The sequence below is a fragment of the Arhodomonas sp. KWT2 genome (assembly GCF_041949875.1).
GTDB classification, from domain to species: domain Bacteria; phylum Pseudomonadota; class Gammaproteobacteria; order Nitrococcales; family Nitrococcaceae; genus Arhodomonas; species Arhodomonas aquaeolei.
Genome location: NZ_JBHFPQ010000021.1, coordinates 1 through 23,295, shown reverse-complemented (window position 1 = coordinate 23,295; position 23,295 = coordinate 1). Strand labels below are relative to the sequence as shown.

Below are 23,295 nucleotides of genomic sequence, written 5' to 3'. Positions count from 1 at the left end.
TGTAGGTCGGCTGCTCGAAGGCAGCCGACGTTGCTCGCGGTGGGCGCCGGGTTGGGGTGTTGGCTGCCGGGAGCAGCCAACCTACCGGCACTGTTGGGACGTCGCACACGGCCTTCGGCCGTGCACGACCTACCCGTTCCGGGAGGCCGTAGCTGGGCTGTAGGTCGGCTGCTCGAAGGCAGCCGACGTTGCTCGCGGTGGGTGCCGGGCGTGGGTGTTGGCTGCCAGGAGCAGCCAACCTACCGGAACTGTTGGGACGTCGCACACGGCCGGTGGCCGTGCATGATCTACGCCCGGGGCACCCCCGTGCCGGGTAGGTCGTGCGCCGCAGGCGTGCGACATCCCCTGCGGCTGACCGCGGCACCTGACAGGCCCGGCCACTCGATAGCGGCCGACCGCACCGCCACCGCTATTCCAGCACGTCCTCCGGCCGGGTGGCGGTGAGGATGCGCTCGGACCACTCCAGCAGCGTCTCGGCGTCCGCGGCCTCGATGCGCTCGCGATGCACCGGCGCCAAGGCCCCGAAGCGGCGTTCCATGAGCCGGATGAGCACCGCCGCCTCGCCCCGTTGCATCCCCTGGCGCATCCCTTGTTCCATTCCCTGCCGGGTGAACCGCTCGGCGAATGCGTTCATCACCTCTACCTCGTCGGCGTAGCGCCGTTCGAATTCCTTGCGTTCATTATCATCGAGCGCTGCATAGATGTCGATGAAATCCAGGTACTTGGCCTGCCGCTCCGGGTCGGGTTCCAGGCCGAGCAGGCCGCGCAGGGCCTGCGCGAAGACCGGCAACTTCTCGCCGGGCGGGTAGGCCATGTTGGGCAGGTTCAGCCGCGCCACCAGGTTGTCGCTGTCGAGATACCGCGCCGCCTCGAGGCGCGAGAGGTCGCAGGCGAGATAGCGGAAATGCAGGTAGCGGTGGCGATCACCGCCCAGCGACAGCGCCGCCGGCGCCGCCCCGCCGCCGCCCAGGAAGATCACCACCGGCACCACCCTCGCCGTGTCGAACAGCGCCGCCAGGTCCAGGCAATAGTGCGCAAGGCGGTGGATGCTGAACCGCCGCCCCGCGCTCTCCTCCTCGAGGGCGAACAGCACCGCCTCGCGCCGCCCATCCGGCCATTCGAGCAGCAAGGGCACGTCGAGCTCGCGGAAACGCTCGCCCAGGCGCTCCTGGAGCTGCTCCTGGCGGATCGGCACGACCCGCGCACCCTCGTCCACCGCGGCGGCCTCCTCCGCGGCGAAGAAGCGCAGCGCCTGTAGCGGGTAGTCCAGGATGAGGTTCTTGAAGTTCTGATCGTGGTTCATGGGGGGCACGTCCCTTGCCCGGGGGACCGACGTCCTGTCGGATGAGGGCTACAGCCTAGCACAGCGGGCCATCCAGGGCACCGCCGCCTCGCCGCAAGGCCGCGCAGCGGTCCCCGGGCGCGCGGTCTCATCGGCGGCTCGCGCCCGCGGCTCACCTCGCCATACGTCGGCGGCTGCCCAGCGGCCGACCTCCAGCCCAAACCGTGTTCGTAGGCGCGGCGACCGGCCGTATGCGGCGTGGCCCCACTCGCCACCACGGTATGGCCCCACGTGCCCCCGGCGAAATAGCCCGGCGGCCCAGGGCCGGCGACGCCCCTCCAACGCGCCACTGCCGGTGACGAACGCACTATGGGCCTGCGCCAAGCGTGGTCCGGCGGCCACCGCGACAGACCGGCGGCGCCCGCATCCAGCGAGCGCTTGGCACTGGCACGAGAACATGCCGGTGGGGCATCATCTCGCCCCTCCGTGCCCCACCCACCGAACGGCGTCACGGAAGGCACCGGCCGTGGCGCGCCGGGAGCGGCCCAGTCGGCCAGGCCTTGCAATCGCGGGCCACAACACGTTCAATAAGTCGATCATCGTTCAGCCACTGAACACGGCCATGGCATCAGACGAGCTACGCCTGCAGGCCCTGCGCCTGCTCGAGGCAAACCCCGAGCTTACCCAGCGGGAGCTCGCCAGCGCGCTCGGCGTCAGCCTCGGGCGGACGAACTACTGCCTGCGTGCGCTCATCGACCGTGGTCTGGTGAAGGCGGAGAACTTCCGGCGTAACCCGAACAAGCGTGCCTATCTCTACACCCTCACGCCCAAGGGCGCGAGCGAGAAGGCAGCGCTGGCGGTGCGTTTTCTCCGCCGCAAGGAGCGTGAGCACCGCGAATTGCTCGCGGAGATCGAGACCCTGCGTGCCGAGGTGGCCGGGCAGGGCGACGTGTCGTCCGGCGGAGACAGCAACGACAGAGGTATGTAGGTCGGCGGGCGTGTAGGTCGGCTGCTCAAGGCAGCCGACGTCTCCGGTGCGGTGCGACGTGTGATGTTGGCAGTACGTAGGTCGGCTGCTCAAGGCAGCCGACATGCCCCGTCCCGATGCGCCGCATCAGGACGTTGGCTGCCGCGAGCAGCCAACCTACGGCGATGTACTGGACAGCGCGGCGGTGCAACGGACAATCGGTGCACGGCTCCTCGAGCCCTCTCCGTGGACGGGAGACGGCTCCTCGAGCCCTCTCCGTGGACGGGAGAGGGGCGAGGGCGTCCCGCCCCGTAGGTCGTGCACGGCCAAAGGCCGTGTGCGGACGGATACAGGGGTCCAAAAAATCAGCAACTTAAACGATGGGATCGCTGCATCCCAGGCGGTAGCGTGCCCGGGCACCTCATCGAGTCGACATTCTGGGAGAATATGCTGGACCGGAAATGAGTTCGAGCACGAGCACGACATCACCGCGAAAGCAACCGCGCCGGCTTTCAGCACCGTCGGCGCCACCATCCTCGCCGTGCATCCATCGGGAACTCCCCGAGATGGGCGCCGAGGTCATCCGGAAGCCGGGGCGGGGAATGCCGTGCGCTTCGACGCGAAACCCCTGCTGCCGCGGTGCGCTGCAGGGGCGGGGTTGTGACAGGAATGCGCACCATGGAGGCCGTGAATCATGCTCTCTGAGCAGGCGCTGCTGACCCTCAAACAGGGCGGGGAATCCGAGCGGGTGGAATTGAAGCCGTCCACCGCCCAGGGTCACGCCATTCGCCGAGCGATCTGCGCCTTCGCCAATGACCTGGCGGGCGGCGGCGAACCCGGGGTAATCCTGATCGGGCTGGCGGACGACGGCGCCTGTCGCGGCCTCCCTGACCTGGACGAAGCCCAGCAGAAGCTCGCCAACTGGGCCCATGGTGGTGATATTCTCCCCCTGCCGGACGTCGAGATCTATCACCGGGACCTGGACGACTGCCCGGTCATCATCGTCGAAGTCCGGCCGCACGCCGAGCCGCCGGTTCGCTACCAGGGCCAGACGTGGGTGCGGGTGGGAACCACCAACCACCGCGCCACGCCGGAGCAGGAGCGGCGGCTCACAGAGCGGCGACGGGGCGGAGACCGGCCCTTCGATCACCGCCCCGCGGTGGGTACGGGCCTCGCCGATCTCGATCTCGACTACTTCCGGCGGGAGTATCTCCCCAACGCCGTTTCCCCGGAGGTGCTCGAAGAGAACCAGCGCACCACCGAGGATCAGCTTCGCTCCCTGCGTTTTTTAACGAACGACGAACCCAACAACGGTGCCCTCCTGGTCCTCGGTAACGACCCGGCCGCCCATATTCCCGGCGCCTACGTCCAGTTCCTGCGGATCGATGGCGCCGAGCTGGCCGATCCCATCAAGGACGCAAAGACCCTGGCGGGCGCCCTGCCGGGCGTCATGGCCCAGCTGGATGAGCTCTTCGACGTTCATGTTCAGGTTGCGGTGGACATCGGGGCCGCACCCCGGGAGCAGCGCCGGCCGGACTATCCCATCGTCGCCCTGCGCCAGCTCGCCCGCAACGCCCTCATCCACCGGGATTACGAGGCGACGCACGCCCCGGTGCGGATCTACTGGTTCAACGACCGCATCGAAATCCACAATCCCGGCGGGCTCTACGGCCAAGTCACCCGGGAGAACTTCGGCCAGGGCGTGACCGACTATCGCAACCCCCTCCTGGCGGAGGCCATGCACATCCTCGGCTATGTGCAGCGGTTCGGTTTCGGGATTCCGCTGGCCAGGCGCCACCTGCGGGAGAACGGCAACCCCGAGCCGCTGTTCCACTTCGAGCCCACCTACCTGGCCGTCACCGTGGGGGCTGCCGAATGAAGACCATTGCCTTCTTCAACAACAAGGGCGGGGTAGGCAAGACCGCACTGGTCTACCACCTGGCCTGGATGTTCGCCGACCAGGGCCGCTCCGTCCTGGCGGCCGACCTCGACCCCCAGGCGAACCTCTCCACCATGTTCCTGGAAGAGGATCGGCTCGAGACCTTCTGGCCGGAGGGGCGGAGCACCCACACCGCCCTGGCGCCCATTCGCCCCCTACTGGAAGGCGAAGGCGGGATCGAGGAGCCGTACGTGGAAGAGGTCGACGACATCGGTCTGCTGGTGGGGGATCTCGCCCTCTCCGGCTTCGAGGACGAGCTCTCCCAGCAGTGGCCGCGGTGCCTGGACGGCGACCGGCGCGCCTTCCGCGTGATCGGTGCCTTCGCCGAGGTCATCCGACGGGCCGGCGCCAAGCGCGACGCGGACCTGGCCCTGGTCGACGTGGGCCCCAACCTGGGCGCCATCAACCGCGCCGCCCTGATCGCGGCCGATCACGTGGTCGTGCCGCTCGGGCCGGACCTTTTCTCCCTCAAGGGTCTGCAGAACCTCGGTCCCACCCTGCGCACCTGGCGCAAGGACTGGCGGAAGCGGCTCAACGAGTGCCCGCCCGGCATGGAGGTTCCCGAAGGCCACATGAACCCGATCGGCTATGTCGTCATGCAGCATTCCGTGCGCCTGGACCGCCCCGTGAAGGCCTACGGCAAGTGGATGGACCGCATCCCGCGGACCTATCACCAGTACGTCCTGGACGAGAGAGACCGCGAGACCCTGCGAGTGAATGACGACCCGGAATGCCTGGCCGCGCTCAAGGATTACCGCAGCCTCATGCCCATGGCCCAGGAGGCCCGCAAGCCTATGTTCCACCTTAAGCCCGCCGACGGAGCCATCGGCTCGCACGTCCAGGCGGTCAAGAATTGCTACCGGGACTTCAGGGATCTGGCGCACGCCATTGAACAGCGTGCCCACTGACGGAACACCATCGCGATGGTCGTGCGCGGCCACCGGCGGTATGCGACGAAAGGGGCAGTACGTAGGTCGGCTGCTCAAGGCAGCCGACATTCCCGGTCCCGATGCGCCGTATTAGGACGTTGGCTGCCAGGAGCAGCCAACCTACGGAAACTCCGGGCCCCTCGCCCTTTATGGGAGAGATTCTATGTCCGGTGTCAAGCGGCCGCGGCGATTTTGCTCGGGTCATAAGTGGTTTGGTTTTTCATCAGGCTGAAGGCGATGCGCGCGAGCTTGCGGGAGAGAGCAACATGGGCCTGGGTCGGCTGGAAGCCGCGCTCGCGCAGGCGCTCGTAGTAGGCTTTGAGATCCCGGCGGGCGGCGGCCCGGGCGGCGTTGTGTAGCAGCCGTCGGTATTCGCTCTCGCCCTGCTTGGTTAGCTTGGACTGACCCTCGTAGCCCCCGGATTGGCGCAGGCGTACGTCCAACCTCAGGTAGGCGACGAAGGCATCGGCACTTTTGAACGCCCGCGTCGGAACGCCATCACCAACGTGGCACCTCCGGCGGAAGTCGCCCCGCCATATTAATGCTCCATTGTGTAAAAAAATCTGGACTACCTGTTGAGAAAGCCAGTCACCAACCTGCTGAGCAGTACGTTTCTCCGGAACGTCGCCGTCGTTACGTCGGGAACCACCGGTGCCCAACTAATAAACCTATCCTTCGCACCTATCATAACCCGCTTGTATGGACCGGAGACGTATGGGCTTTTGGGTACATTTTTAGCAAGCGCCGCTACCGTTATTCCACTGGCTGCGTTAGCTTACCCGGTGTCCGTTGTCTTACCGAAGAATGAAAGCGATGCATGGGGTGTGGCACGTCTATCCTTTAATGTTTCTATTGGTCTCGCAATTCTCTTAGCTTTGGCGTTGTATTGTGTCGGTGACTCGATTTTTAGAGTGATTAACGCAGACAAACTCGAAACCTTTTGGCCTCTATTTGTGCTTGCGCTGTTATTTTCAGGGTGGATGCAAACGGCACAGCAGTGGTTAGTGCGTCAAAAGGCGTTCCGAGAGACAGCCAGAGCGGCCATTCTCCACGCTCTTTTCGTGAACGCGTCAGTATCGGCAATAGGTCTTTTCTACCCTTCTTCTGGTGCCCTAATCACTATTTACGTTATAGGGATAGGTGCTCATGCTTTGATGCTAGGCTTCGGGGCGCTACCGCAAGGAATCCCCCCGGAAATTGTTCGTAATAAAAAATCGCGGTATTCACTATACGATCTCGCGTATAAATACCGAGATTTTCCATTATATAGAGCGCCACAGAACGTAATAAATGCGGCGTCACAGAACGTCCCAGTGTTGTTCTTATTTACGCTTGTGGGGCCGTCCGCTGCAGGGTTTTATGCACTGAGTAAACGTATAATGGGTGCCCCCTCGAGCTTGTTAGCTGAATCCGTGGGGCGAGTATTTTACCCATATTTCGCGGAAGTTAATAAGCGTAAACAAAGCGCGTCCCCGCTGTTGCTTAAAGCCACGTGCGGGCTAGGAGTTGTGGGGCTTATGCCTTTCGCAGTAGTGTTTTTTTGGGGGCCGTGGATATTCGCCACACTATTTGGAGTGGAATGGAGCGACGCGGGTGAGTATGCTAGGTGGCTATCCCTGATGTATTATTTTAATTTCATTAATCGGCCGAGCGTGATGGCCGTGCCCGTACTGGGGCTGCAACGAGGACTATTGATCTATGAGATATTCAGCACTGGAGGCAAAGTGGCCGCGTTAGGTGTTGGATTAATGGTGTATAGTAACGAAATAATGGCCGTGGCACTTTTTTCTATTTCTGGTGCTGTTGCCTACGTGTGCCTAATTTTTTGGGTTATTGTTACCTCGTATAAATGCGACTGGGAGAAAAACAGTGTACGAAAAACAAGTTAGTAAGGAGCACTACGGGTTCTCCGGTTATCTTGGAAAACATCGGTGGGCGAGCGTATGGCATCAGCTCGATGAACTGATGAGATTGAGTCCCCGGTCGACACTAGAAATCGGTCCTGGTCCAGGTGTCTTCAAGGCGGTTGCGGCACTGTTCGGTATTAATGTCGTAACGTTGGATATCGATTCAGAATTGAGGCCTGACTACGTTGGTTCTGCAACGGCTATGCCGTTCGATAATGGGTCTTTTGAGGTCACTGCGTGTTTTCAAATGCTGGAACACATGCAGTATGAAGACGCTTTGAAAGCGCTTAAGGAGGTTCGGCGAGTTACGACCCGACGATTAATTTTATCTTTACCGGACGCAAGGCGGAGCGTAGGCATGGGCTTTCGTCTTCCCGGTTTCGGATTTAAGATGGCCATGCTAAATATTCCGGAAATCCGACTGCGACGGCATGTGTTTGACGGGCAACACTACTGGGAGGTAAATAAACGTGGATATTCACAAAAGAAATTCGTCGCAGACGTTGAAGCGCTAGGATTAAAGTTGTATCGGTCTTACAGGGTGCCTGAGGTGCCTTATCATCGTTTTTTTGTTTTCAATGTCTCTAACGGTGACGAGTCAGAAAAATCCATTTGAGAGGAGACTTTGAGAGGGGGTTTTGGGAGAACAGGGGAGGCTTCTTATGGCTGAAAGGTCACCGGATGGCGAGGCTGTGCTAAAAATGGTAGTGCCAACGTTTAGGCGGCCCGAACGTCTTGAAAGATTGCTCAAGGCCGTAGCCGGCTTGATTGGGGATTTCTTCGCTGTCGCGGTTATAGATGACAGCAGTGGTCCACCATGGGATGACCGCTATCTAATGCTGAAAAAGACGTATCCGAATGTGGAATGGTATTTTCAAGACAAGAATTGCGGAGGCGGTGCGGCGAGAAACATAGGATTTAAAAATGGGGTTCGCGCGCGTTGGGTGTGGTTTTTCGATGACGACGATTACGTCGCGGCTCAGGATGTAAAGAAATTAATGGCGTATTTAGTAGAGTGTCGGCATGAAAAGCTTGTGTTGTTATCGGCAGTTATTGTGAATGGCTGCGAAGAAGCTTGTGTGACCCCAAAGGGAGAATCGCTGTTTGAAAGATTTTCTAGCGTTGGCCATCAAGTGAATACGTCTTGCGCGATATTTGATGCCGGACTTTTGAGGGATGTTGGGGGCTGGGACGAAAATCTTGTGTCGGGGCAAGATACCGATATCTTTCTGAGGGCGTCGGAATATACAAACGCGCGCGTCTTTGAGGAGATATATGTCACTGTTTATCATCATAACGACGAAAGGATAACGGCGGATCCGAGAAGACAAATGCGAGGAAAGCGCCAGTTTCTTATGAAAAACTGGCGAAGGCTGGCTTGGCGTAGACGTCTTAGATACGGGCTAACCTATGCGCTTGGTGTTCCCTACTTGAAGAGAATTCTGGGGAAGTGATGAGGGTGTTTTGGGAGGCGATATTTTTTATCGTCTTTTTCAAGATTTCGCTATTTTACGGAAGTTTGTATCTGGCGCTAGGCGTTGGTGCTGCGTTTTCAGGTCTGGCGGTCATTAATAGTCGTTTGCGCCGTGCGGTATTTTTTGGTCTAGGGCATCTTTTCTATGCTCTGCTGTGGTTGTTATTGATACAGTCGGTCTGGTGGGACACTCTGACATTGGAGAGTGTGCATGAGTTTGACGTATCGTTCGTTGTTAGGACGTTGTCGCTTATCGGTATGTCGGTAATTCCCGGTGTCACGATCGGGGTGCTTTATGTGCAGAACTCCACTGAGCGTCTTCGAAAGATTGTTTTGGATGCCTTTGTTGTGCAGTTCTTGTTTTGGGCGGTCACTTTTTTGTGGCCAGAAGACGTGAAGGTGTTTCTTTATCATCTCATGGGGCAGTCGTCGGTAAACCTTCGGCCGTATAATTTGGAGGTGCGCGGATTTGGTTTGTCAAATGGCGTTAATTATATGAGCCCCGTTATGATGGTGATAGTTTCGGTTATGGTGCTGGGTTATAGAGGCGTCACGGTGATGACTATGGTGACGCAGCTTGTGAACTCGAATTTAGTTGCTGTTGGAATTTTTTTGAGTGTGTTCTTTCGTCGAATTAATCCGGGTCGAGTTGTTTTTGCGATTTTTGGTGTTTCAGCCGTCGTTCTGCTATTCGGTCAAATGGTGTTTAGGCGTTTCTTTGCAGAGTTGCAATCCGGAGGGTTGCGGACGGTGACTGCGCTTGTTAATAGACATATATTCTTTAATAATGACGGGGTCTTGCAGCACATTTTTGGTAGTGGGGAGATAGTTTATGGCGGCGCCGCGGAGAGGATGTCTGATATTGGTTGGGTAATTATGTATAATTATGGTGGTGCGCTGTTCGTGCTCTTGTTTTTTTTGTTGATTGGTTGGTTGTGCATTAGGGCGTTTGGCTTTAATAGAGTTGCGTTGATGTGGTTGGTTTTGGGCGTTGTGCTGAATACGAAGGGGATGGCATATGGGCCGAATATTTACTTCTTTATGTCATCGCTTTTGGCAGGATGTCGGTGGTCGGGTTTTGATGTATTAAGAATGACGGGGCTAGGTGATGCCGGCACGCGACCCCGAGGTTTCGGGCGATCCGGAACATTGAGAAAAAGAAGTCGTGAGCGTATCAATGAGGTATTCGCCGGAGGCTCGTCAGAGGCTGGTTAGAGGGTGAGAATGTTTGAAGCTGAAGTGGCTGGGACGGTGCATAGTAGACGGCGTCGAGCATGCAGTGGTATTTGTTGGTGTTATGTTTTGTTCCATATAATCAATGAAAGTTTTCATGAAACGATCTTGCAAGTGCGTAGAGTGAAATGAAACAGAATACGGTATTGGTTACTGGTGGGACTGGTTCGTTTGGCCGTGAAATGACAGATCGGCTTTTGTCGCTTGGCTGCGAGCATATTCGTGTTCTCAGCCGGGACGAGGCAAAGCAGGAAGCGATGCGGATAGAGTACTCGAACCCGGCACTGCGGTTTTACATCGGCGACGTGCGTTCCCGGCATTCTGTGGACAAGGCGATGCGCGGGGTGGATCTCGTATTTCATGCTGCGGCCCTGAAGCAGGTTCCATCGTGTGAGTTTTTTCCGCTGGAGGCGGTGCAGACAAATATCATAGGCAGTGCCAACGTCGTGGACTCTGCGGTGGAGCATGGAGTCCGCCACGTGGTGTGCCTGAGCACCGACAAGGCCGTAATGCCTATCAATGCGATGGGGATGACCAAGGCCCTGATGGAGAAAACTGCCCAGGCTGCGACCCGGGACCTGGGGCCGGGGGATACGACGGTCTCGTGCGTGCGTTACGGCAACGTGATGTATTCCCGGGGATCCGTGATTCCGCTATTCATAAAACAAATCAAGGAAGGACGGCCGATTACGATCACCGAGCCCGGTATGACCCGTTTCATGCTGGCGTTGCCGGAGGCAATACAATTGGTGGAGTTCGCTTTCCAGAATGCGGAACAGGGCGACGTATTTGTGCGCAAGGCGCCAGCATGCACGGTACACATGCTGGCGGAAACGCTCATTGAAATGTTTAAGGCGGATAGCGAGATAAAGGTTATCGGCATGCGTCACGGTGAGAAGCTGTACGAGACGCTCGCCAGCGCCGAGGAATTGCGTCGCGCCGAAGATATGGGGGGCTACTACCGAATTCGCTTGGATACCCGAGACCTGAACTATTCCAAGTACTTCACTGAGGGCGACCCTGAAGAGGTAGTAACGGAGGATTACCATTCTCATAACACCCGACAGCTTGATCATGCGGAACTTAGGGAGCTGCTCCTGTCACTGCCTGAGGTTCGGCGCGAGCTGGACGAGTGGTACGCGGGGAAAAAATGACTGGAGGACGCATGGTAAAGATTGGTGTAACCGGGGTCGCAGGCCTCATTGGCTGGCACACGAGATGCCGGCTGCAGGCCGAAGACGGTGTTGAAGTGGTGGCTGCTGGACGTGAGCTCTTTGACAGCGCGACGGCGCTCGAGCGCTTCGTCAGTGACTGCGATGCGGTTATCCATCTGGCCGGGATGAATCGCGGGGACGATGCCGAAATGCGTCAGGTCAACGTAGGACTCGCCGAGTCATTGACGTCGGCATGTGAGCGGGCGGGGGTCACGCCACACGTGGTGTTTTCGTCGTCAACCCACATAGACAAGGATACCGTGTACGGCCAGTCTAAGCGGAAGGCCGCCGAGATCTTCGCAGAGTGGGCGGATCGGCGAGGCGCGCGCTTTACCAATCTGGTGCTTCCCCATGTGTTTGGAGAGTGTGGGCGACCTTACTACAATTCCGTGGTTTCGACGTTCTGCTATCAGTTGGCCCGAGGGGAGACGCCCTCCATCGCGCATGATGGGCAGCTGGAGCTGTTGCACGCTCAGGAAGTGGCGGAGCTGGCGTTGGCCGCGATTCGCTCCGGCAGGACGGGAGAGCAGCGTCCGGCGGGTCGCGAGATGCGCGTGTCCGAGATGCTGAACTCGGTAACGGCGCATGCGGAACGCTATCGGGCTGGCGTTATCCCGGAGTTTCGAGATGTCTTCGAGTTGCGGCTGTTCAATACGTTCCGCTCGTATCTGTTTCCGGACTACTACCCCAGGCCGCTGAAGCTGCATGCCGATAATCGGGGCGCCCTCTTCGAGGGTGTAAAAACGGACCATGGGGGGCAGGCATTTCTCTCGACTACGAAGCCCGGAATCACTCGGGGCGATCATTTCCACTTCAATAAGGTGGAGCGCTTTCTGGTTCTCCAGGGCGAGGCCATTATTCGGTTGCGACGGATGTTCGATGACCGGGTGATCGAGTTTCCCGTGAGCGGTTCCGAGCCCGCTTTCGTGGATATGCCGACACTCCACACGCACAACATAACGAATGTCGGCGGAGGCGAGTTGTTGACACTTTTCTGGTCCCACGAGATTTTCGATCCGGACAACCCCGATACCTATCGTGAACCCGTTAGCTAACTGTCCAGGTCTATGATGCATATGAAGGTTATGACCATCCTGGGTACTCGCCCGGAGATTATTCGTCTTTCCCGGGTGATGGCCGCGCTGGATCGGGTAGTCGACCACAAGATCGTGCACACTGGACAGAATTACGACTACGAACTCAACGACGTATTCTTCGAGGAACTGGGCGTGCGCCGGCCTGACTATTTTCTCGACGTCGACACGTCATCGCTGGGGCGTACGCTCGGGGAGATCCTGATCAAGGCGGAGGAGGTACTGCTGAAGGAGAAGCCCGATGCCGTGCTGGTGCTGGGTGACACCAACAGCGCCGTCGCCACCTTGATGGCGAAGAGAATGAAGATACCGACGTATCACATGGAAGCCGGCAATCGCTCCTTCGATGCCAACGTTCCGGAGGAGATCAACCGGAAAATGGTCGATCATCTGGCCGATTTCAACCTCGTCTACACCGAGCATGCGCGGCGGCATCTGCTCAGCGAAGGGCTGCCGCACCGATTTGTCTATCTGACCGGCTCGCCGATGCGGGAGGTGCTGGAGCATGTATTGCCGCAGATCGAGCGGTCCGATGTCCTGAATACCCTGGGTCTGGAGCGCGGCAAGTATTTCATCGTCAGCGTACACCGGGAAGAGAACGTGGATAGCCGGGACAACCTCCGTAAGGTGGTGGATGCCCTGAAGGGCCTCAACGAGGCATTCGACTATCCGGTAGTAGTCTCTACGCATCCCCGTACCCGCAATCGCCTGGAGAAACAGGGATTGGAGGATGGCGGCGAAGCCATTCGCTTTCTCAAACCGTTCGGGTTCTTCGACTACAACCATCTGCAGATGCATGCGTTCTGCGCCGTGTCCGATAGCGGAACCATCAGCGAGGAGGCCTCTATTCTGGGGTTTCCCGCGGTTACGCTCAGGCGCTCCATTGAAAGGCCGGAGGCGCTCGATGCCGGTGCCATTGCCCTTACGGGGCTCGACAGGCGCGTGCTGGTGGAGGGGGTCCGCATCGCGACGGCCGACCGAGATGTGTTCTCCGGCACCGAGCGTGAAATACCCGCCGAATATCGTGTACGTAATACCTCCGAACGGGTTGTGCGCCTGATCGCAGGTACGGCCAAGCTGGCCAACCGCTGGCGAAATATGGACCAATTCAGCCGCTATGACTGGAGTTGAGAGCGGCGATAGCGGCGAGTCCTCTCCGCTGAAAGTTCTCGCTGTTCACCGATACTACTGGCCGGATGCGCCCCCGTATGCGTCGATGCTCCGGCGAATTGTCTGCCGCTGGCGCGACGATGGTCACCGGGTCGAGGTGTTGTCCTCGCAGCCCTCCTACAAGGCCGGGCTCGAGAACGTTCGCCGACCAAAAGGGGAGCATGTAGACGGGGTGGAAGTCATCCGCCTGAACCTGCCTAACGAGGTTCGTCGGCCGGTGGTACGTATCGTGAATGCGCTGAGACTTGGTCTTGCGCTGCTTTGGCGAACTTTAAGCCGGCGGTACGACGTCATCATGGTTTCGACTGCACCTCCGGTCCTTGGAGGAGCTGCTGCGGCGCTCGCGGCGAAGCTAACCGGTGCACGCTTCATCTATCACTGCATGGATATCCACCCGGAGGTGGGCCGGGTTTCCGGGGAGTTTGCGCACCCTTTCGTCTTTGGTCTGCTTCGAAAGCTGGATAATTGGAGCTGCCGGCGGGCCGAACCGGTTGTCGTGCTCTCGGCCGACATGGAGGCGACACTAAGAGAACGGCCTGGTGGCGATCGGCTCTCCATCGCGATACTCAACAATTTCAGCCTGCCGTCGGAAGGACCGATACCGACGGAGTCGCCATTCGAAATCTCCCCTGACCGCTTTACGGTAGTTTTTGCCGGCAATATTGGACGCTTTCAGGGACTGGAGTCGGTAATACAGGCAATGGAGCGGCTTAAGGAAAGCGATGACGTCGAGTTCATCCTGATGGGTGACGGCGTGGCCAAGGCGGAGCTTGAGGAAAAGGCTCGAAAGTGTGGTGCCAGGGTTCGCTTCTTGGGGCACCAGCCTGTTGAGGTGGCCAAGGCCGTCATGCGTGAGGTGGACGCCGGTTTCGTGAGTTTGTTGCCTGGTATGTACCGCTACGCATACCCAAGTAAAACAATGACCTATTTAGAACAGGGCTGTCCGTTGATCGTGGCTGTGGAAGAAGAGAGCGAGCTGGCCCAGGACGTTTCGAATCAGGGATATGGCTACGCTGTGCCCGTGGGAGACAGTGAGGCGCTTGCGCGTCTGCTAGCGGAGCTGGCCAATGATCCTTCTTGGCGGGATGAAATGCGCGCCAAGGCTCAGAAGAAGGCGGCTATTGATTTCTCCGAGGCGGTGATGCTCGAGAAGTGGTCCAGTCTGCTCTTGAAAGAAAGGGAGCGCTCGATCCAGTGACACACCAGGACGTTATTATAATTGGTGCGCCGCGTTCCGGAACCAATATGCTTAGGGATGTGCTGTGCTCGCTCGAGGGTGTCGCCACCTGGCCATGCGACGAGATCAACTACATTTGGCGCCATGGGAATGTGCGGTACGGGTCGGATGAGTTTGTTCCGTCGATGGCAGATGGAACCATTGCAAAATATATTCGTCGTCAGTTCGACTGGGTAGCACGCAGATACCGGGCTCATACGGTCGTGGAGAAGACGTGTGCGAACTCGTTGCGCGTCCCGTTCGTCGATCGCGTGGTTCCACAGGCCCGCTATCTTTTTATCTACCGTGATGGCTTTGATGCGGTAGGGTCGGCGATGAAGCGCTGGAAGGCGCAGCTGGATATTCCCTATCTGGCGCGGAAGGCGCGCTTCGTGCCGGCGACGGATCTCCCCTACTATGCTTTTCGCTATTTCTGGAATCGGGTCTATCGCCTCTTCTCCGGGGAGGAGCGCCTGGCGTTCTGGGGACCTCAACTCGACGGCATGCAGCGCCTGCTGGAAAAATATTCCCTGGAGGAGGTATGTGCGCTTCAGTGGAAGCGCTGCGTCGAGATGTCGCACAACGCCCTTGAACAACTGCCGCATGAGCGCGTTTGCAGTGTGCGCTATGAACACTTCGTGGACCGCCCGCTGGATGAGTTCTCCCGCATCGCCGGATTTCTCGGATTGGAGGTGTCGGAGGCGCAGCTCGCCAGAGCAGTACGCGATGTTTCGGCGAAGAGCGTTGGCCGAGGTCGTCACGAGCTGGGGGAGGACCTGGTGAATCGGCTGGCACCTTTGGTTGGCGAGACGCGGCAGGCGATGGGGTATGTGTGACGTCGGAGGCGGTTGAGGCCGGGTCGGTACCGCGAGGGCTGTCGGTGCCGCAGGCAACGCTCAAGCGTGGCTTCGACATCGGCGCGGCGGGTTTCGGACTGTTGTTCACCGGCTGGCTGATCGTTCTAGCTTGGCTGGCGGCGACGGTAGACACTCGGGCCAACGGTTTCTTCACTCAGGATCGTGTTGGTCGTCACGGGCGTGTATTTCGTGTGGTCAAGATCCGCACCATGCGCCCGTCGCGTACTGTCGATACGACTGTCACGACCCGCGATGATCCCCGGATTACGTCGCTCGGCCGGTCGCTCCGTCGCACCAAGATTGACGAGCTGCCGCAGCTCTGGAACGTACTTCTCGGGCATATGAGCTTTGTCGGACCGCGGCCGGACGTGCCGGGCTACGCCGATGTGCTTAAGGGCGCGGACCGGGTGATCCTCTCGGTCCGGCCAGGAATTACCGGGCCGGCAACGCTGAAGTATCGCGATGAAGAGATGTTACTGGCTGCGCAGGAGGACCCGGAGGCGTATAACCGCGAGGTCATCTACCCCGACAAGGTGCGTCTCAACCGGGAGTACGTGGAGAACTGGTCGTTCCGGAGCGACCTCCGATATATCTGGTGGACGGTAACAAGATGAGACCCTGGCCGAGTCATGACGCCGACGAGATCGAAGCTGTACAACGTGTCCTGGCATCAGGGCGCGTGAATTACTGGAATGGCGAGGAGGGACGGGCGTTCGAACGCGAATTCGCGGCATTCCACGGCATACCGTATGCGGTAGCGGTGGCGAATGGCAGCGTAGCGCTGGAGCTTGCTCTGCGGTCCCTGGGGATCGGAGAGGGTGACGAGGTGATCGTTACGCCTCGCACGTTCCTGGCTTCCGCCTCCAGCATCGTGATGTGCGGGGCACGACCCGTGTTTGCGGACGTCGATCCGGTCAGCCAGAACATTACGCCGGAAACGGCGCGTGCCGTACTCACGGAGCGTACCCGCGCCGTCATGACGGTCCACGTGGCCGGATGGCCATGTGACATGCCGGGGTTTATCGAGTTGGCGCGGGAGAAGGATCTGAGGCTGATCGAAGATTGCGCGCAGGCTCACGGTGCCACGATCAACGGCCACCCAGTCGGGTCCTTTGGCGACGCGGCGGCGTTTTCGTTCTGTACGGACAAGATCATGACCACCGGAGGAGAAGGTGGCATGGTGCTGTTCCGGGACGAGGGCGCGTGGCGCCGGGGTTGGAGCTATAAGGATCACGGCAAGGACTGGGACGCCGTGTATAACCGTGAACATCCGCCGGGATTCCGCTGGCTGCACGAGTCGTTCGGGACCAACTGGCGTCTCACCGAGATGCAGTCCGCTGTCGGTCGCGTTCAGTTACGGAAGCTTCCCGAGTGGAGCGCGCAACGGCGTGCTAATGCACAAGTGCTGACTGAGGCTTTCTCAGGGCAGCCCGCCTTGCGACTGACCGTACCGCCGGTATATATCGGCCATGCCTATTACAAGTATTACGCCTTTATCCGGCCCGAACGTCTCAAAGCGGGATGGGATCGTGACCGAGTCACCGCTGCGATTCGGGAGCGTGGGGTGCCGTGCATGCAGGGGTCTTGTTCAGAGGTGTACCTGGAGAAGGCGTTTGACGGGATCGGATTGCGTCCTGACGAGCGGTTGCCGGCCGCTCAGGAGCTTGGTGAGACAAGCCTGATGTTCGTGGTGCACCCCACGTTGACGGAGGCCGATATGGCCCATATCGCTGACGTCGCCCGGGATGTGTTGGGGGAGGCGACTCAATAGGCAGGTTTGGTTATCGGATGCCAAAGGCAGCCGACCTGCACAAGGACACCGCCGTGGACATCATTGACCGCCTCGAGTAAGCGGGATACGTGTTAGGCCCATCTCTGCCACGCCGGCCAGTAGCAGTGGCGTGAATGGAGCGAAGCGGGCTGCATCCACGCACTTGGACATCTGAAGGGAAACGGAAACGCATGAACGTTCTTTCGTTAATCGGGCGCGAGGCGCCGTTGTTTGACGAGGACCTGACGCGGTACCGAAGCGAACTCGCTGAGCGGGTGGCCGGGGGGCGGTTCCTGGTCATCGGTGGGGCAGGGACCATCGGCCAGGCGGTGGTGCGGGAGGTCTTTCGCCGTAATCCGGCGGCGCTCGACGTGGTCGATATCAGCGAGAACAACCTGGTGGAGTTGGTGCGGGACCTGCGGAGTAGCCTCGGCTACATCGACGGGGATTTCCGCACATTTGCGCTCGACGCCGGCTCCGTCCCGTTCGACGCACTCATGCGGGAGGAGTGTGGTTATGACTATGTTCTGAATCTCTCGGCGCTAAAGCATGTGCGGTCTGAAAAGGACCCGTACAGCCTCATGCGCATGGTCGAGGTGAATATCGAGAATACCCTGCGCACGGCGCGTTGGGCTCGGGAGAAGGGGGCGAGTAAGTACTTCTGCGTGTCCACGGACAAGGCGGCGGCCCCGGCGAATATGATGGGGGCGAGCAAGCGGATCATGGAGCTGTTCCTGATGCGCGAGAGCGAAACCCTCCCGGTATCCATGGCCCGTTTCGCGAATGTGGCCTTTTCCGACGGAAGTCTTCTTCACGGCTTCAATCAACGCCTCTTAAAGCGGCAGCCGTTGTCCGCACCCAACGATGTACGCCGCTATTTCGTCACGGACAGGGAGTCGGGGGAACTCTGCCTGCTCTCCTGCATGCTCGGGGAGAACCGCGATGTCTTCTTCCCGAAACTGAGTGAACGCCTGCACCTGACGACGTTCTCCGAGATCGCCGTGCGCTATCTCGCCGCGCTGGGTTACGAGGCCGTCGCGTGTTCGACCGAGGTGGAGGCGCGTGCCAGCGTGGAGGAGATGGCCGCGAAAGGGCAGTGGCCCTGCTATTTCTTTGCCAGTGACACGACCGGTGAGAAGGACTTCGAAGAGTTCTATACGGATGGCGAGGACCTGGACTGGGAGCGTTTCCGGAACCTGGGTGTGATCCGTAACCCGCCCGAGTACGATGCCGACAAGCTCGACTATTTTCTGAGGGCTGTCAGTAGATTGCGCTTTGCCGGCCGCTGGGAGAAACGCGGTCTCGTCGAGCTCTTCAATGAGTTGGTTCCGGAGTTTGCCCATAAAGAAACGGGCCGATATCTGGATGGGCGGATGTGATCATGCAACGCGTACTGGATATGCTGTTTTCGGCGATCGCGCTGCTTGTCCTGGCGCCCTTGCTGATTCCTGTCGTCCTTATCCTTCGATTCACGGGCGAGGGGGAGGTTTTCTTTCGTCAGGACCGTGTGGGAGAAGGGGGGCGAACGTTCCGTTTGCTCAAGTTCGCCACGATGTTGAAAAACAGCCCTAACATGGGGACCGGTACGGTTACCGTAACCGATGATCCTCGTGTCCTTCCGTTCGGGCGTTTTTTGCGCAAGACGAAGCTCAACGAGCTGCCCCAGCTCCTGAATATCCTGACCGGCGACATGAGCATTATCGGCCCCCGGCCGCAGACACGCCGGTGTTTTGATGCCTTCCCGGAAGAGGCACAGGCCGATATCGTCAAGGTCCGACCGGGACTCTCCGGAATCGGCTCCATCGTTTTTCGCGGTGAGGAATCGCTCTACGCTGGCGTGGAGGATCCGGATGATCTGTATGACCGGTTGATCATGCCGTACAAGGGGGAGCTGGAGAGGTGGTACGTGGCACGACGTGGGCCGGGGCTGTATTTCCTTCTAATCGGGCTCACGGCTTGGATAGTACTGTTCCCGGGGAGTCGGATCGTTTGGCGGCTGTTTCCGGGGCTGCCCAATCCCCCCAATGAACTCGCCGATAAGCTGTAACGGCTTGATGCGCTACATAGCGAGTGCCAGCCGTCTTTGTAGAGTGGCTCGGCAGTAGTCGTGACGTTTGTGAGCCAGGGGGTGCAGCCGATAATTCCGGTACTGTTGTGCGGTGGTTCCGGGGAAAGGCTGTGGCCGCTTTCGCGGGCCCGCCATCCCAAGCAGTATATTTCGCTTGTTGATGGGAACAGCCTGCTGCAGCAGGCGGCGTTGCGAATTGCGGGTGTCCCGCAGAGTGCGCCGCCTGTGACAGTCGCGAATGCGCATCACCGTTTCCTCGTCGCCGAACAGCTCCAGGCCGCAGACATCGCGCCGGGCGCAATGCTGCTGGAGCCGGCGGCGCGGAATACGGCGCCGGCGGTCGCGGCCGCGGCCATGTGGGCCCTCGAACAGGATCCGGAGGCGGTGCTGCTCGTCGCGCCTTCCGATCATCTCGTACGGGATGTCAGTGCCTTTCACGACGCGGTCTCCCGCGGCATGGATCACGCCCGTTCGGGTTACCTCGTGACGTTCGGGATCATTCCCGATGCCCCCGAGACCGGGTATGGCTATATCCGAAGCGGTGCGGCCATCGCCGACGGCGTGCAGGCGGTGGATGCGTTCGTCGAGAAGCCGGATGCGCAGACAGCGGCGCGTTACCTTGCCGAGGGCGGGTATCACTGGAACAGCGGGATCTTCCTGTTCGCCGCACAGCGGTACCTGGACGAGCTTGCGGCGTACCGGCCGGATATCCTCGAGGCGGTCACGGCGGCGTGGGCCGGGCGTCAGGAGGACCTGGACTTCATCCGGCTGGACGAGGCGGCATTCGCGGCCTGCCCGGCGGAGAGCATCGACTACGCGGTGATGGAGCACACGCGGGACGCCGCGGTCGTGCCCATGGACTGCGGCTGGAGCGACCTGGGGAGCTGGGGGACGCTCCACGCCGTCGGCGAGCGAAGCGAGGAGACGGACAACGTCCTGATCGGCGACGTCGTGGCCGAGGATACCCAGGGCTCCTATATCCGTTCCGAAGGGCGTCTTGTCGCTGCGGTGGGTCTGCGGGATGCCGTGATCGTGGAGACGGCGGATGCGGTGCTCGTTGCCGACCGCGAGCGCGTCCAGGACGTGAAGCGCATCGTCGCGCGCCTGGAGGCGGAGGGCCGGGACGAGGCCACGGTCCATCGCCGGGTCAATCGTCCATGGGGTGCCTATGAGGGCATCGCCTCGGCGGAACGCTTCCAGGTGAAGCGCATCACGGTCAATCCGGGGCAGCAGCTGTCGCTGCAGATGCACCATCACCGGGCCGAGCACTGGATCGTGGTGAAGGGCACGGCCCGCGTGTGGCGGGGGGAGGAGAGCTTCCTGTTGACCGAGGACCAGTCGACGTACGTGCCGCTCGGCACGGCCCACCGGCTGGAGAACCCGGGGGTGATCCCGCTGGAGCTCATCGAGGTCCAAACCGGGAGCTACCTCGGCGAGGACGATATCGTGCGCTTCGAGGATGCCTATGCGCGGGAGTAGTCGGGCCGGGGGCCTGTCGGGAGTCGCCGAGCTACGGGTTCGGAGGCCTGGGATGTCGCACACCTGCGGTGCACGACCTACCCGCTCTGTCGGCTGCCAGGAGCAGCCGACCTACTTGAGGCGGGTTAAAGCGTGTCCATGATTGATTGTCGGCTGCCGGGAGCAGCCGACCTACCTGGGGTGTAGGTCGGGCACGGCCGTAGGCCGTGTGCGGCGTTCCTGCTGATACGCAGCGGTCGTCGAGCTCCCGTGGCATTGTCGCCAGCCGATCCCGGGCAAGTGGTGGCCTTTGCCTGGGGTTTGATAGGCTTGCACGAAAGAAACCAGACTCCGGATAGATTGACGCCATGCACCCCCTGATCCAACGCAAGCGTAAGGATATCGTCGCAGCTTGTCAGCGTTACGGTGTGCGGCGCCTGGAGGTGTTTGGCTCGGCGGCGCGGGGTGCGGATTTCGATGATCGTCGCTCGGATGTGGACTTCCTGGTGGAGTTCGCGCCGGATAGCGCCGCCGCCTCCTCGCTGCAGGAATATTTGGCATTCCGTGCTGAGCTGGAGAAAATCCTGGACCGTCCTGTCGACCTGCTCCCTGTGGATGGCACTCGCAACCCCTATGTCCGTGCCGAGATTGATCGTAGCCGGGAAGAGGTCCATGCGGCGTGATCCTAGGGCCTAACTGTGGGATGCGCGTGAAGCCGCTCGAGCTGTCGCTTCCTTCATCGACGGGGCTGACGAGGCCGAGTATCTGAATAATCCGTTGTTACGCTCAGCGGTGGAACGGCAACTCGAGATTGTCGGCGAGGCTTTGGGTCAGCTGGAGAAGGTTGCACCGGAGCTGGCTGAAGAGATCCCGGAACTTCGTGCAGCGGTGGATCTCCGGAACATCCTGATCCACGGCTACGCAAAGGTGAATGACCGAATCATCTGGAATGTCGCGTGCAAGGACTTGCCTCGCCTGGCCGGTGAACTGGATGTGCGCCTGCAAGAGCCGGAATCCCGATTTCCCCGACGTCGTGCAAGGTGCCGGAAGAATGGCTCATGCGTATCAGGGCCAGATGTCGGCTGCCAGAAGCAGCCGACCTTGTGTTTTCGACGGTAAGGGTTTGTAGCCCTTAGTGTCGGTCCCGGGGACGCCTGGGAGAGAGGGGAGCAGGGAGGCTGTAGCCAACCTTCGGCCTGCAGGACAGAGCCTGCGAGGTAGATTCGCCCCCTGCTCCCCATTTTATCTTTGTCGCATACAGCCCGAACGGTATCCAAGGCCTGAGGCACTCAGAGCCTGCACAGACAAGGTTAGGCCGCGACGAAGCGCTCCCGCACAGGTGCTCCCGCAACCCCTGCTTCGTGCTCAAAGGGAGGAGTCATGGCCGTCACCCTCGGCATCGATGTCGCCAAACACGACTTTCACGCCGCCATCCAGCCCCCCGGGCGCGAGCGCTGGCACGAGCGGCGCTTCCCCAACACCGCCGCGGGCGTGCAGGCCTGTCACCGCTGGCTCGAGTCACTCGGGCTCACCGAGGCGGTGGTGGCCCTGGAGGCCACGGGCATCTACAGCGAGCCGCTCGCCGAGCGCTTCTACGCCCTCGGCTACGGCGTGCACCTGCTCAACCCCGCGCAGGTCATCCACCACGCGCGCTCTGAGCTGCAGCGCGCGAAGACCGATCGGATCGATGCCCGTAGCGTCAGCGAGGTGGCCCAGGCCAAGACGCTCCCCTTCTGGGCGCCCGCGAGCGCAACCATGCACGAGCTGCGCGAGCTCCACCGCCACCTGCGCGGACTGCGCCACTCACGCGCCCAGCTCTACAACCGCCTCGAGACCCAGGGCGAGACCACCCGGGCCTCGCTGCAGCGCCTGCTCGAGGCCTATGACGCCGAAATCCGCGAGACCCGAGAACGCATGCAGACACTGATCCGTGCCTGCGACGAGCTCAACGACGCCGCCCAACGCCTCGCCAGCATCCCCGCCGTGGGCGAGACGCTCATCGCCGAGCTGCTGGTGCGTCTGCCCAAGATCCAGTGCTGCCGTCGCGCCCAGTCGCTCGTCGCCTTCGCCGGGCTCGACCCCAGGCCCTACGAGTCAGGCACCAGCGTGCGTGCCCCGCGCCGGATCTCCAAATGCGGCGACGCCGCCCTGCGCAAGGCGCTGTACTTCCCCACCCTGTGCGCGATGAAACACAACCCCGTGATCCGCGCCTATGTCGAGCGGCTCAAACAGCGTGGCGTAAGAGGCAAGTCCCTCGTGTGCGCCGCCGCCAGAAAGCTCCTCCACCTCATCCACGGCGTGCTCAAGTCCGGCAAATCCTTCGATCCCAACATCCCCTTGCAAGCACAGGGGTAAGACGGTATCTACCTGAGCGTAGGTCGGGCACGGCCATAGGCCGTGTGCGACGTTCCTGCTGGGTGTCGTAGGTTGGCTGCTCCCGGCAGCCAACGTCCCTTGTCGCGGCGCCCGAGATGTCGGCTGCCAGGAGCAGCCGACCTACTTGGGGTGGTGGTTGGGGAGGATGGGGTGCGCTCACGCGGATGCGGTGGGTCGTGGGCGGGCGCGCGCGTGCCCCTGGCGGACGTGCGGGGGTGCAACGTCCCGCTGGACCACCAGGGGGCCGGCAGCCAAGTCCACCCTCACCACCGCGGTGATGTACGCGATGGAGAACGTGTCCCCGGCGACGAACGGCTGCTCGGCGAGGCGGGCATCCATA

At 60.5% G+C, this 23,295-nt stretch carries 22 protein-coding genes and 1 pseudogene; 20 read left to right on the top strand and 3 right to left on the bottom strand.

Annotation, left to right across the window (positions count from 1 at the left end; genetic code table 11):
- Positions 1 to 409 precede the first annotated feature (409 nt).
- A complete protein-coding gene (locus ACEZHJ_RS01335) occupies positions 410 to 1,303 on the bottom strand; it encodes a DUF4351 domain-containing protein (RefSeq protein ID WP_018718426.1) in 894 nt (297 codons plus the stop codon).
- Positions 1,304 to 1,904: 601 nt separating this feature from the next.
- On the opposite strand from ACEZHJ_RS01335, the gene ACEZHJ_RS01330 reads away from it, so the two are divergent.
- The 3 genes from ACEZHJ_RS01330 to ACEZHJ_RS01320 all read left to right on the top strand — a co-directional run bounded on the left by ACEZHJ_RS01330 (position 1,905) and on the right by ACEZHJ_RS01320 (position 5,096).
- A complete protein-coding gene (locus tag ACEZHJ_RS01330; protein WP_163139746.1) occupies positions 1,905 to 2,270 on the top strand; it encodes a MarR family EPS-associated transcriptional regulator in 366 nt (121 codons plus the stop codon).
- A gap of 673 nt (positions 2,271 to 2,943) precedes the next feature.
- The gene (locus ACEZHJ_RS01325; protein WP_163139744.1) at positions 2,944 to 4,128 is read left to right on the top strand and encodes an ATP-binding protein; all 1,185 of its coding nucleotides are present in this window, start codon (positions 2,944 to 2,946) and stop codon (positions 4,126 to 4,128) included.
- Positions 4,125 to 5,096, top strand: coding sequence for a ParA family protein (locus ACEZHJ_RS01320; RefSeq protein ID WP_163139742.1), 972 nt, complete (start codon positions 4,125 to 4,127; stop codon positions 5,094 to 5,096). The genes ACEZHJ_RS01325 and ACEZHJ_RS01320 overlap by 4 nt, the downstream gene beginning before the upstream one ends.
- 194 nt (positions 5,097 to 5,290) lie before the next feature.
- On the opposite strand, the gene ACEZHJ_RS01315 is transcribed toward ACEZHJ_RS01320, so the two are convergent.
- Complete coding sequence (locus ACEZHJ_RS01315; protein ID WP_163139740.1) at positions 5,291 to 5,776, bottom strand: transposase; 486 nt, start codon at positions 5,774 to 5,776, stop codon at positions 5,291 to 5,293.
- Between ACEZHJ_RS01315 and ACEZHJ_RS01310 the strand changes: the two genes are divergently transcribed.
- The 17 genes from ACEZHJ_RS01310 to ACEZHJ_RS01230 all read left to right on the top strand — a co-directional run bounded on the left by ACEZHJ_RS01310 (position 5,693) and on the right by ACEZHJ_RS01230 (position 22,934).
- Positions 5,693 to 7,006: a lipopolysaccharide biosynthesis protein gene (locus ACEZHJ_RS01310; protein WP_240466218.1), complete on the top strand. Its 1,314-nt coding sequence runs from the start codon at positions 5,693 to 5,695 to the stop codon at positions 7,004 to 7,006. The two genes, ACEZHJ_RS01315 and ACEZHJ_RS01310, sit on opposite strands and share 84 nt — an antisense overlap.
- Positions 6,987 to 7,640 carry a class I SAM-dependent methyltransferase gene (locus tag ACEZHJ_RS01305; protein WP_163139736.1) on the top strand — a complete coding sequence of 218 codons (654 nt, stop codon included), beginning with the start codon at positions 6,987 to 6,989 and terminating at the stop codon, positions 7,638 to 7,640. Before ACEZHJ_RS01310 ends, ACEZHJ_RS01305 begins: the two co-directional genes overlap by 20 nt.
- A gap of 46 nt (positions 7,641 to 7,686) precedes the next feature.
- Positions 7,687 to 8,478, top strand: coding sequence for a glycosyltransferase family 2 protein (locus ACEZHJ_RS01300; protein ID WP_163139734.1), 792 nt, complete (start codon positions 7,687 to 7,689; stop codon positions 8,476 to 8,478).
- A gap of 5 nt (positions 8,479 to 8,483) precedes the next feature.
- Complete coding sequence (locus tag ACEZHJ_RS01295) at positions 8,484 to 9,713, top strand: hypothetical protein (RefSeq protein WP_375036149.1); 1,230 nt, start codon at positions 8,484 to 8,486, stop codon at positions 9,711 to 9,713.
- Between the two features lie 146 nt (positions 9,714 to 9,859).
- The gene (locus ACEZHJ_RS01290) at positions 9,860 to 10,885 is read left to right on the top strand and encodes an SDR family NAD(P)-dependent oxidoreductase (protein WP_163139730.1); all 1,026 of its coding nucleotides are present in this window, start codon (positions 9,860 to 9,862) and stop codon (positions 10,883 to 10,885) included.
- 11 nt (positions 10,886 to 10,896) lie between these two features.
- Entirely contained in the window at positions 10,897 to 12,000 is a 1,104-nt protein-coding gene (locus tag ACEZHJ_RS01285) for an NAD-dependent epimerase/dehydratase family protein (RefSeq protein WP_163139728.1), read from the top strand.
- A 30-nt stretch (positions 12,001 to 12,030) separates the two neighbouring features.
- Positions 12,031 to 13,170 (top strand): non-hydrolyzing UDP-N-acetylglucosamine 2-epimerase, encoded by a 1,140-nt coding sequence (gene wecB / locus ACEZHJ_RS01280; protein ID WP_240466217.1) that lies wholly within the window; start codon positions 12,031 to 12,033, stop codon positions 13,168 to 13,170.
- On the top strand, positions 13,157 to 14,407 hold the full coding sequence (locus tag ACEZHJ_RS01275) for a glycosyltransferase family 4 protein (protein WP_163139724.1): 1,251 nt from the start codon (positions 13,157 to 13,159) through the stop codon (positions 14,405 to 14,407). Before wecB ends, ACEZHJ_RS01275 begins: the two co-directional genes overlap by 14 nt.
- On the top strand, positions 14,362 to 15,261 hold the full coding sequence (locus ACEZHJ_RS01270; RefSeq protein WP_371807609.1) for a sulfotransferase: 900 nt from the start codon (positions 14,362 to 14,364) through the stop codon (positions 15,259 to 15,261). Before ACEZHJ_RS01275 ends, ACEZHJ_RS01270 begins: the two co-directional genes overlap by 46 nt.
- A gap of 77 nt (positions 15,262 to 15,338) precedes the next feature.
- Positions 15,339 to 15,896, top strand: a complete 558-nt coding sequence (locus ACEZHJ_RS01265) for a sugar transferase (protein ID WP_163139750.1) — start codon at positions 15,339 to 15,341, stop codon at positions 15,894 to 15,896.
- Positions 15,893 to 17,053 (top strand): DegT/DnrJ/EryC1/StrS aminotransferase family protein, encoded by a 1,161-nt coding sequence (locus tag ACEZHJ_RS01260; RefSeq protein ID WP_163139748.1) that lies wholly within the window; start codon positions 15,893 to 15,895, stop codon positions 17,051 to 17,053. Before ACEZHJ_RS01265 ends, ACEZHJ_RS01260 begins: the two co-directional genes overlap by 4 nt.
- A gap of 191 nt (positions 17,054 to 17,244) precedes the next feature.
- A complete protein-coding gene (locus ACEZHJ_RS01255; RefSeq protein ID WP_163139720.1) occupies positions 17,245 to 18,432 on the top strand; it encodes a UDP-N-acetylglucosamine 4,6-dehydratase in 1,188 nt (395 codons plus the stop codon).
- Positions 18,433 to 18,434: 2 nt separating this feature from the next.
- Positions 18,435 to 19,100, top strand: a complete 666-nt coding sequence (locus ACEZHJ_RS01250; RefSeq protein ID WP_163139718.1) for a sugar transferase — start codon at positions 18,435 to 18,437, stop codon at positions 19,098 to 19,100.
- 90 nt (positions 19,101 to 19,190) lie between these two features.
- On the top strand, positions 19,191 to 20,600 hold the full coding sequence (locus ACEZHJ_RS01245) for a mannose-1-phosphate guanylyltransferase/mannose-6-phosphate isomerase (RefSeq protein WP_375036150.1): 1,410 nt from the start codon (positions 19,191 to 19,193) through the stop codon (positions 20,598 to 20,600).
- A 347-nt stretch (positions 20,601 to 20,947) separates the two neighbouring features.
- Positions 20,948 to 21,262 carry a nucleotidyltransferase family protein gene (locus ACEZHJ_RS01240; protein WP_163139353.1) on the top strand — a complete coding sequence of 105 codons (315 nt, stop codon included), beginning with the start codon at positions 20,948 to 20,950 and terminating at the stop codon, positions 21,260 to 21,262.
- 13 nt (positions 21,263 to 21,275) lie between these two features.
- A complete protein-coding gene (locus ACEZHJ_RS01235) occupies positions 21,276 to 21,698 on the top strand; it encodes a HepT-like ribonuclease domain-containing protein (protein ID WP_163139378.1) in 423 nt (140 codons plus the stop codon).
- A 261-nt stretch (positions 21,699 to 21,959) separates the two neighbouring features.
- Complete coding sequence (locus tag ACEZHJ_RS01230; protein ID WP_375036148.1) at positions 21,960 to 22,934, top strand: IS110 family transposase; 975 nt, start codon at positions 21,960 to 21,962, stop codon at positions 22,932 to 22,934.
- Positions 22,935 to 23,111: 177 nt separating this feature from the next.
- On the opposite strand, the pseudogene ACEZHJ_RS01225 reads toward ACEZHJ_RS01230, so the two are convergent.
- Positions 23,112 to 23,295, bottom strand: a pseudogene (locus ACEZHJ_RS01225) (glutathione S-transferase); the annotation flags it as partial.

What these genes read in the sequence shown, in the direction of transcription:
- ACEZHJ_RS01320 (WP_163139742.1), top strand. Translation starts at nt 4,125, where the DNA reads ATGAAGACCATTGCCTTCTTCAACAACAAGGGCGGGGTAGGCAAGACC.
- ACEZHJ_RS01325 (WP_163139744.1), top strand. Translation starts at nt 2,944, where the DNA reads ATGCTCTCTGAGCAGGCGCTGCTGACCCTCAAACAGGGCGGGGAATCC.
- wecB (WP_240466217.1), top strand. Translation starts at nt 12,031, where the DNA reads ATGACCATCCTGGGTACTCGCCCGGAGATTATTCGTCTTTCCCGGGTG.
- ACEZHJ_RS01230 (WP_375036148.1), top strand. Translation starts at nt 21,960, where the DNA reads ATGGCCGTCACCCTCGGCATCGATGTCGCCAAACACGACTTTCACGCC.
- ACEZHJ_RS01240 (WP_163139353.1), top strand. Translation starts at nt 20,948, where the DNA reads ATGCACCCCCTGATCCAACGCAAGCGTAAGGATATCGTCGCAGCTTGT.
- ACEZHJ_RS01275 (WP_163139724.1), top strand. Translation starts at nt 13,157, where the DNA reads ATGACTGGAGTTGAGAGCGGCGATAGCGGCGAGTCCTCTCCGCTGAAA.
- ACEZHJ_RS01260 (WP_163139748.1), top strand. Translation starts at nt 15,893, where the DNA reads ATGAGACCCTGGCCGAGTCATGACGCCGACGAGATCGAAGCTGTACAA.
- ACEZHJ_RS01330 (WP_163139746.1), top strand. Translation starts at nt 1,905, where the DNA reads ATGGCATCAGACGAGCTACGCCTGCAGGCCCTGCGCCTGCTCGAGGCA.
- ACEZHJ_RS01255 (WP_163139720.1), top strand. Translation starts at nt 17,245, where the DNA reads ATGAACGTTCTTTCGTTAATCGGGCGCGAGGCGCCGTTGTTTGACGAG.
- ACEZHJ_RS01285 (WP_163139728.1), top strand. Translation starts at nt 10,897, where the DNA reads ATGGTAAAGATTGGTGTAACCGGGGTCGCAGGCCTCATTGGCTGGCAC.
- ACEZHJ_RS01300 (WP_163139734.1), top strand. Translation starts at nt 7,687, where the DNA reads ATGGCTGAAAGGTCACCGGATGGCGAGGCTGTGCTAAAAATGGTAGTG.
- ACEZHJ_RS01290 (WP_163139730.1), top strand. Translation starts at nt 9,860, where the DNA reads ATGAAACAGAATACGGTATTGGTTACTGGTGGGACTGGTTCGTTTGGC.
- ACEZHJ_RS01335 (WP_018718426.1), bottom strand. Translation starts at nt 1,303, where the DNA reads ATGAACCACGATCAGAACTTCAAGAACCTCATCCTGGACTACCCGCTA.
- ACEZHJ_RS01250 (WP_163139718.1), top strand. Translation starts at nt 18,435, where the DNA reads ATGCAACGCGTACTGGATATGCTGTTTTCGGCGATCGCGCTGCTTGTC.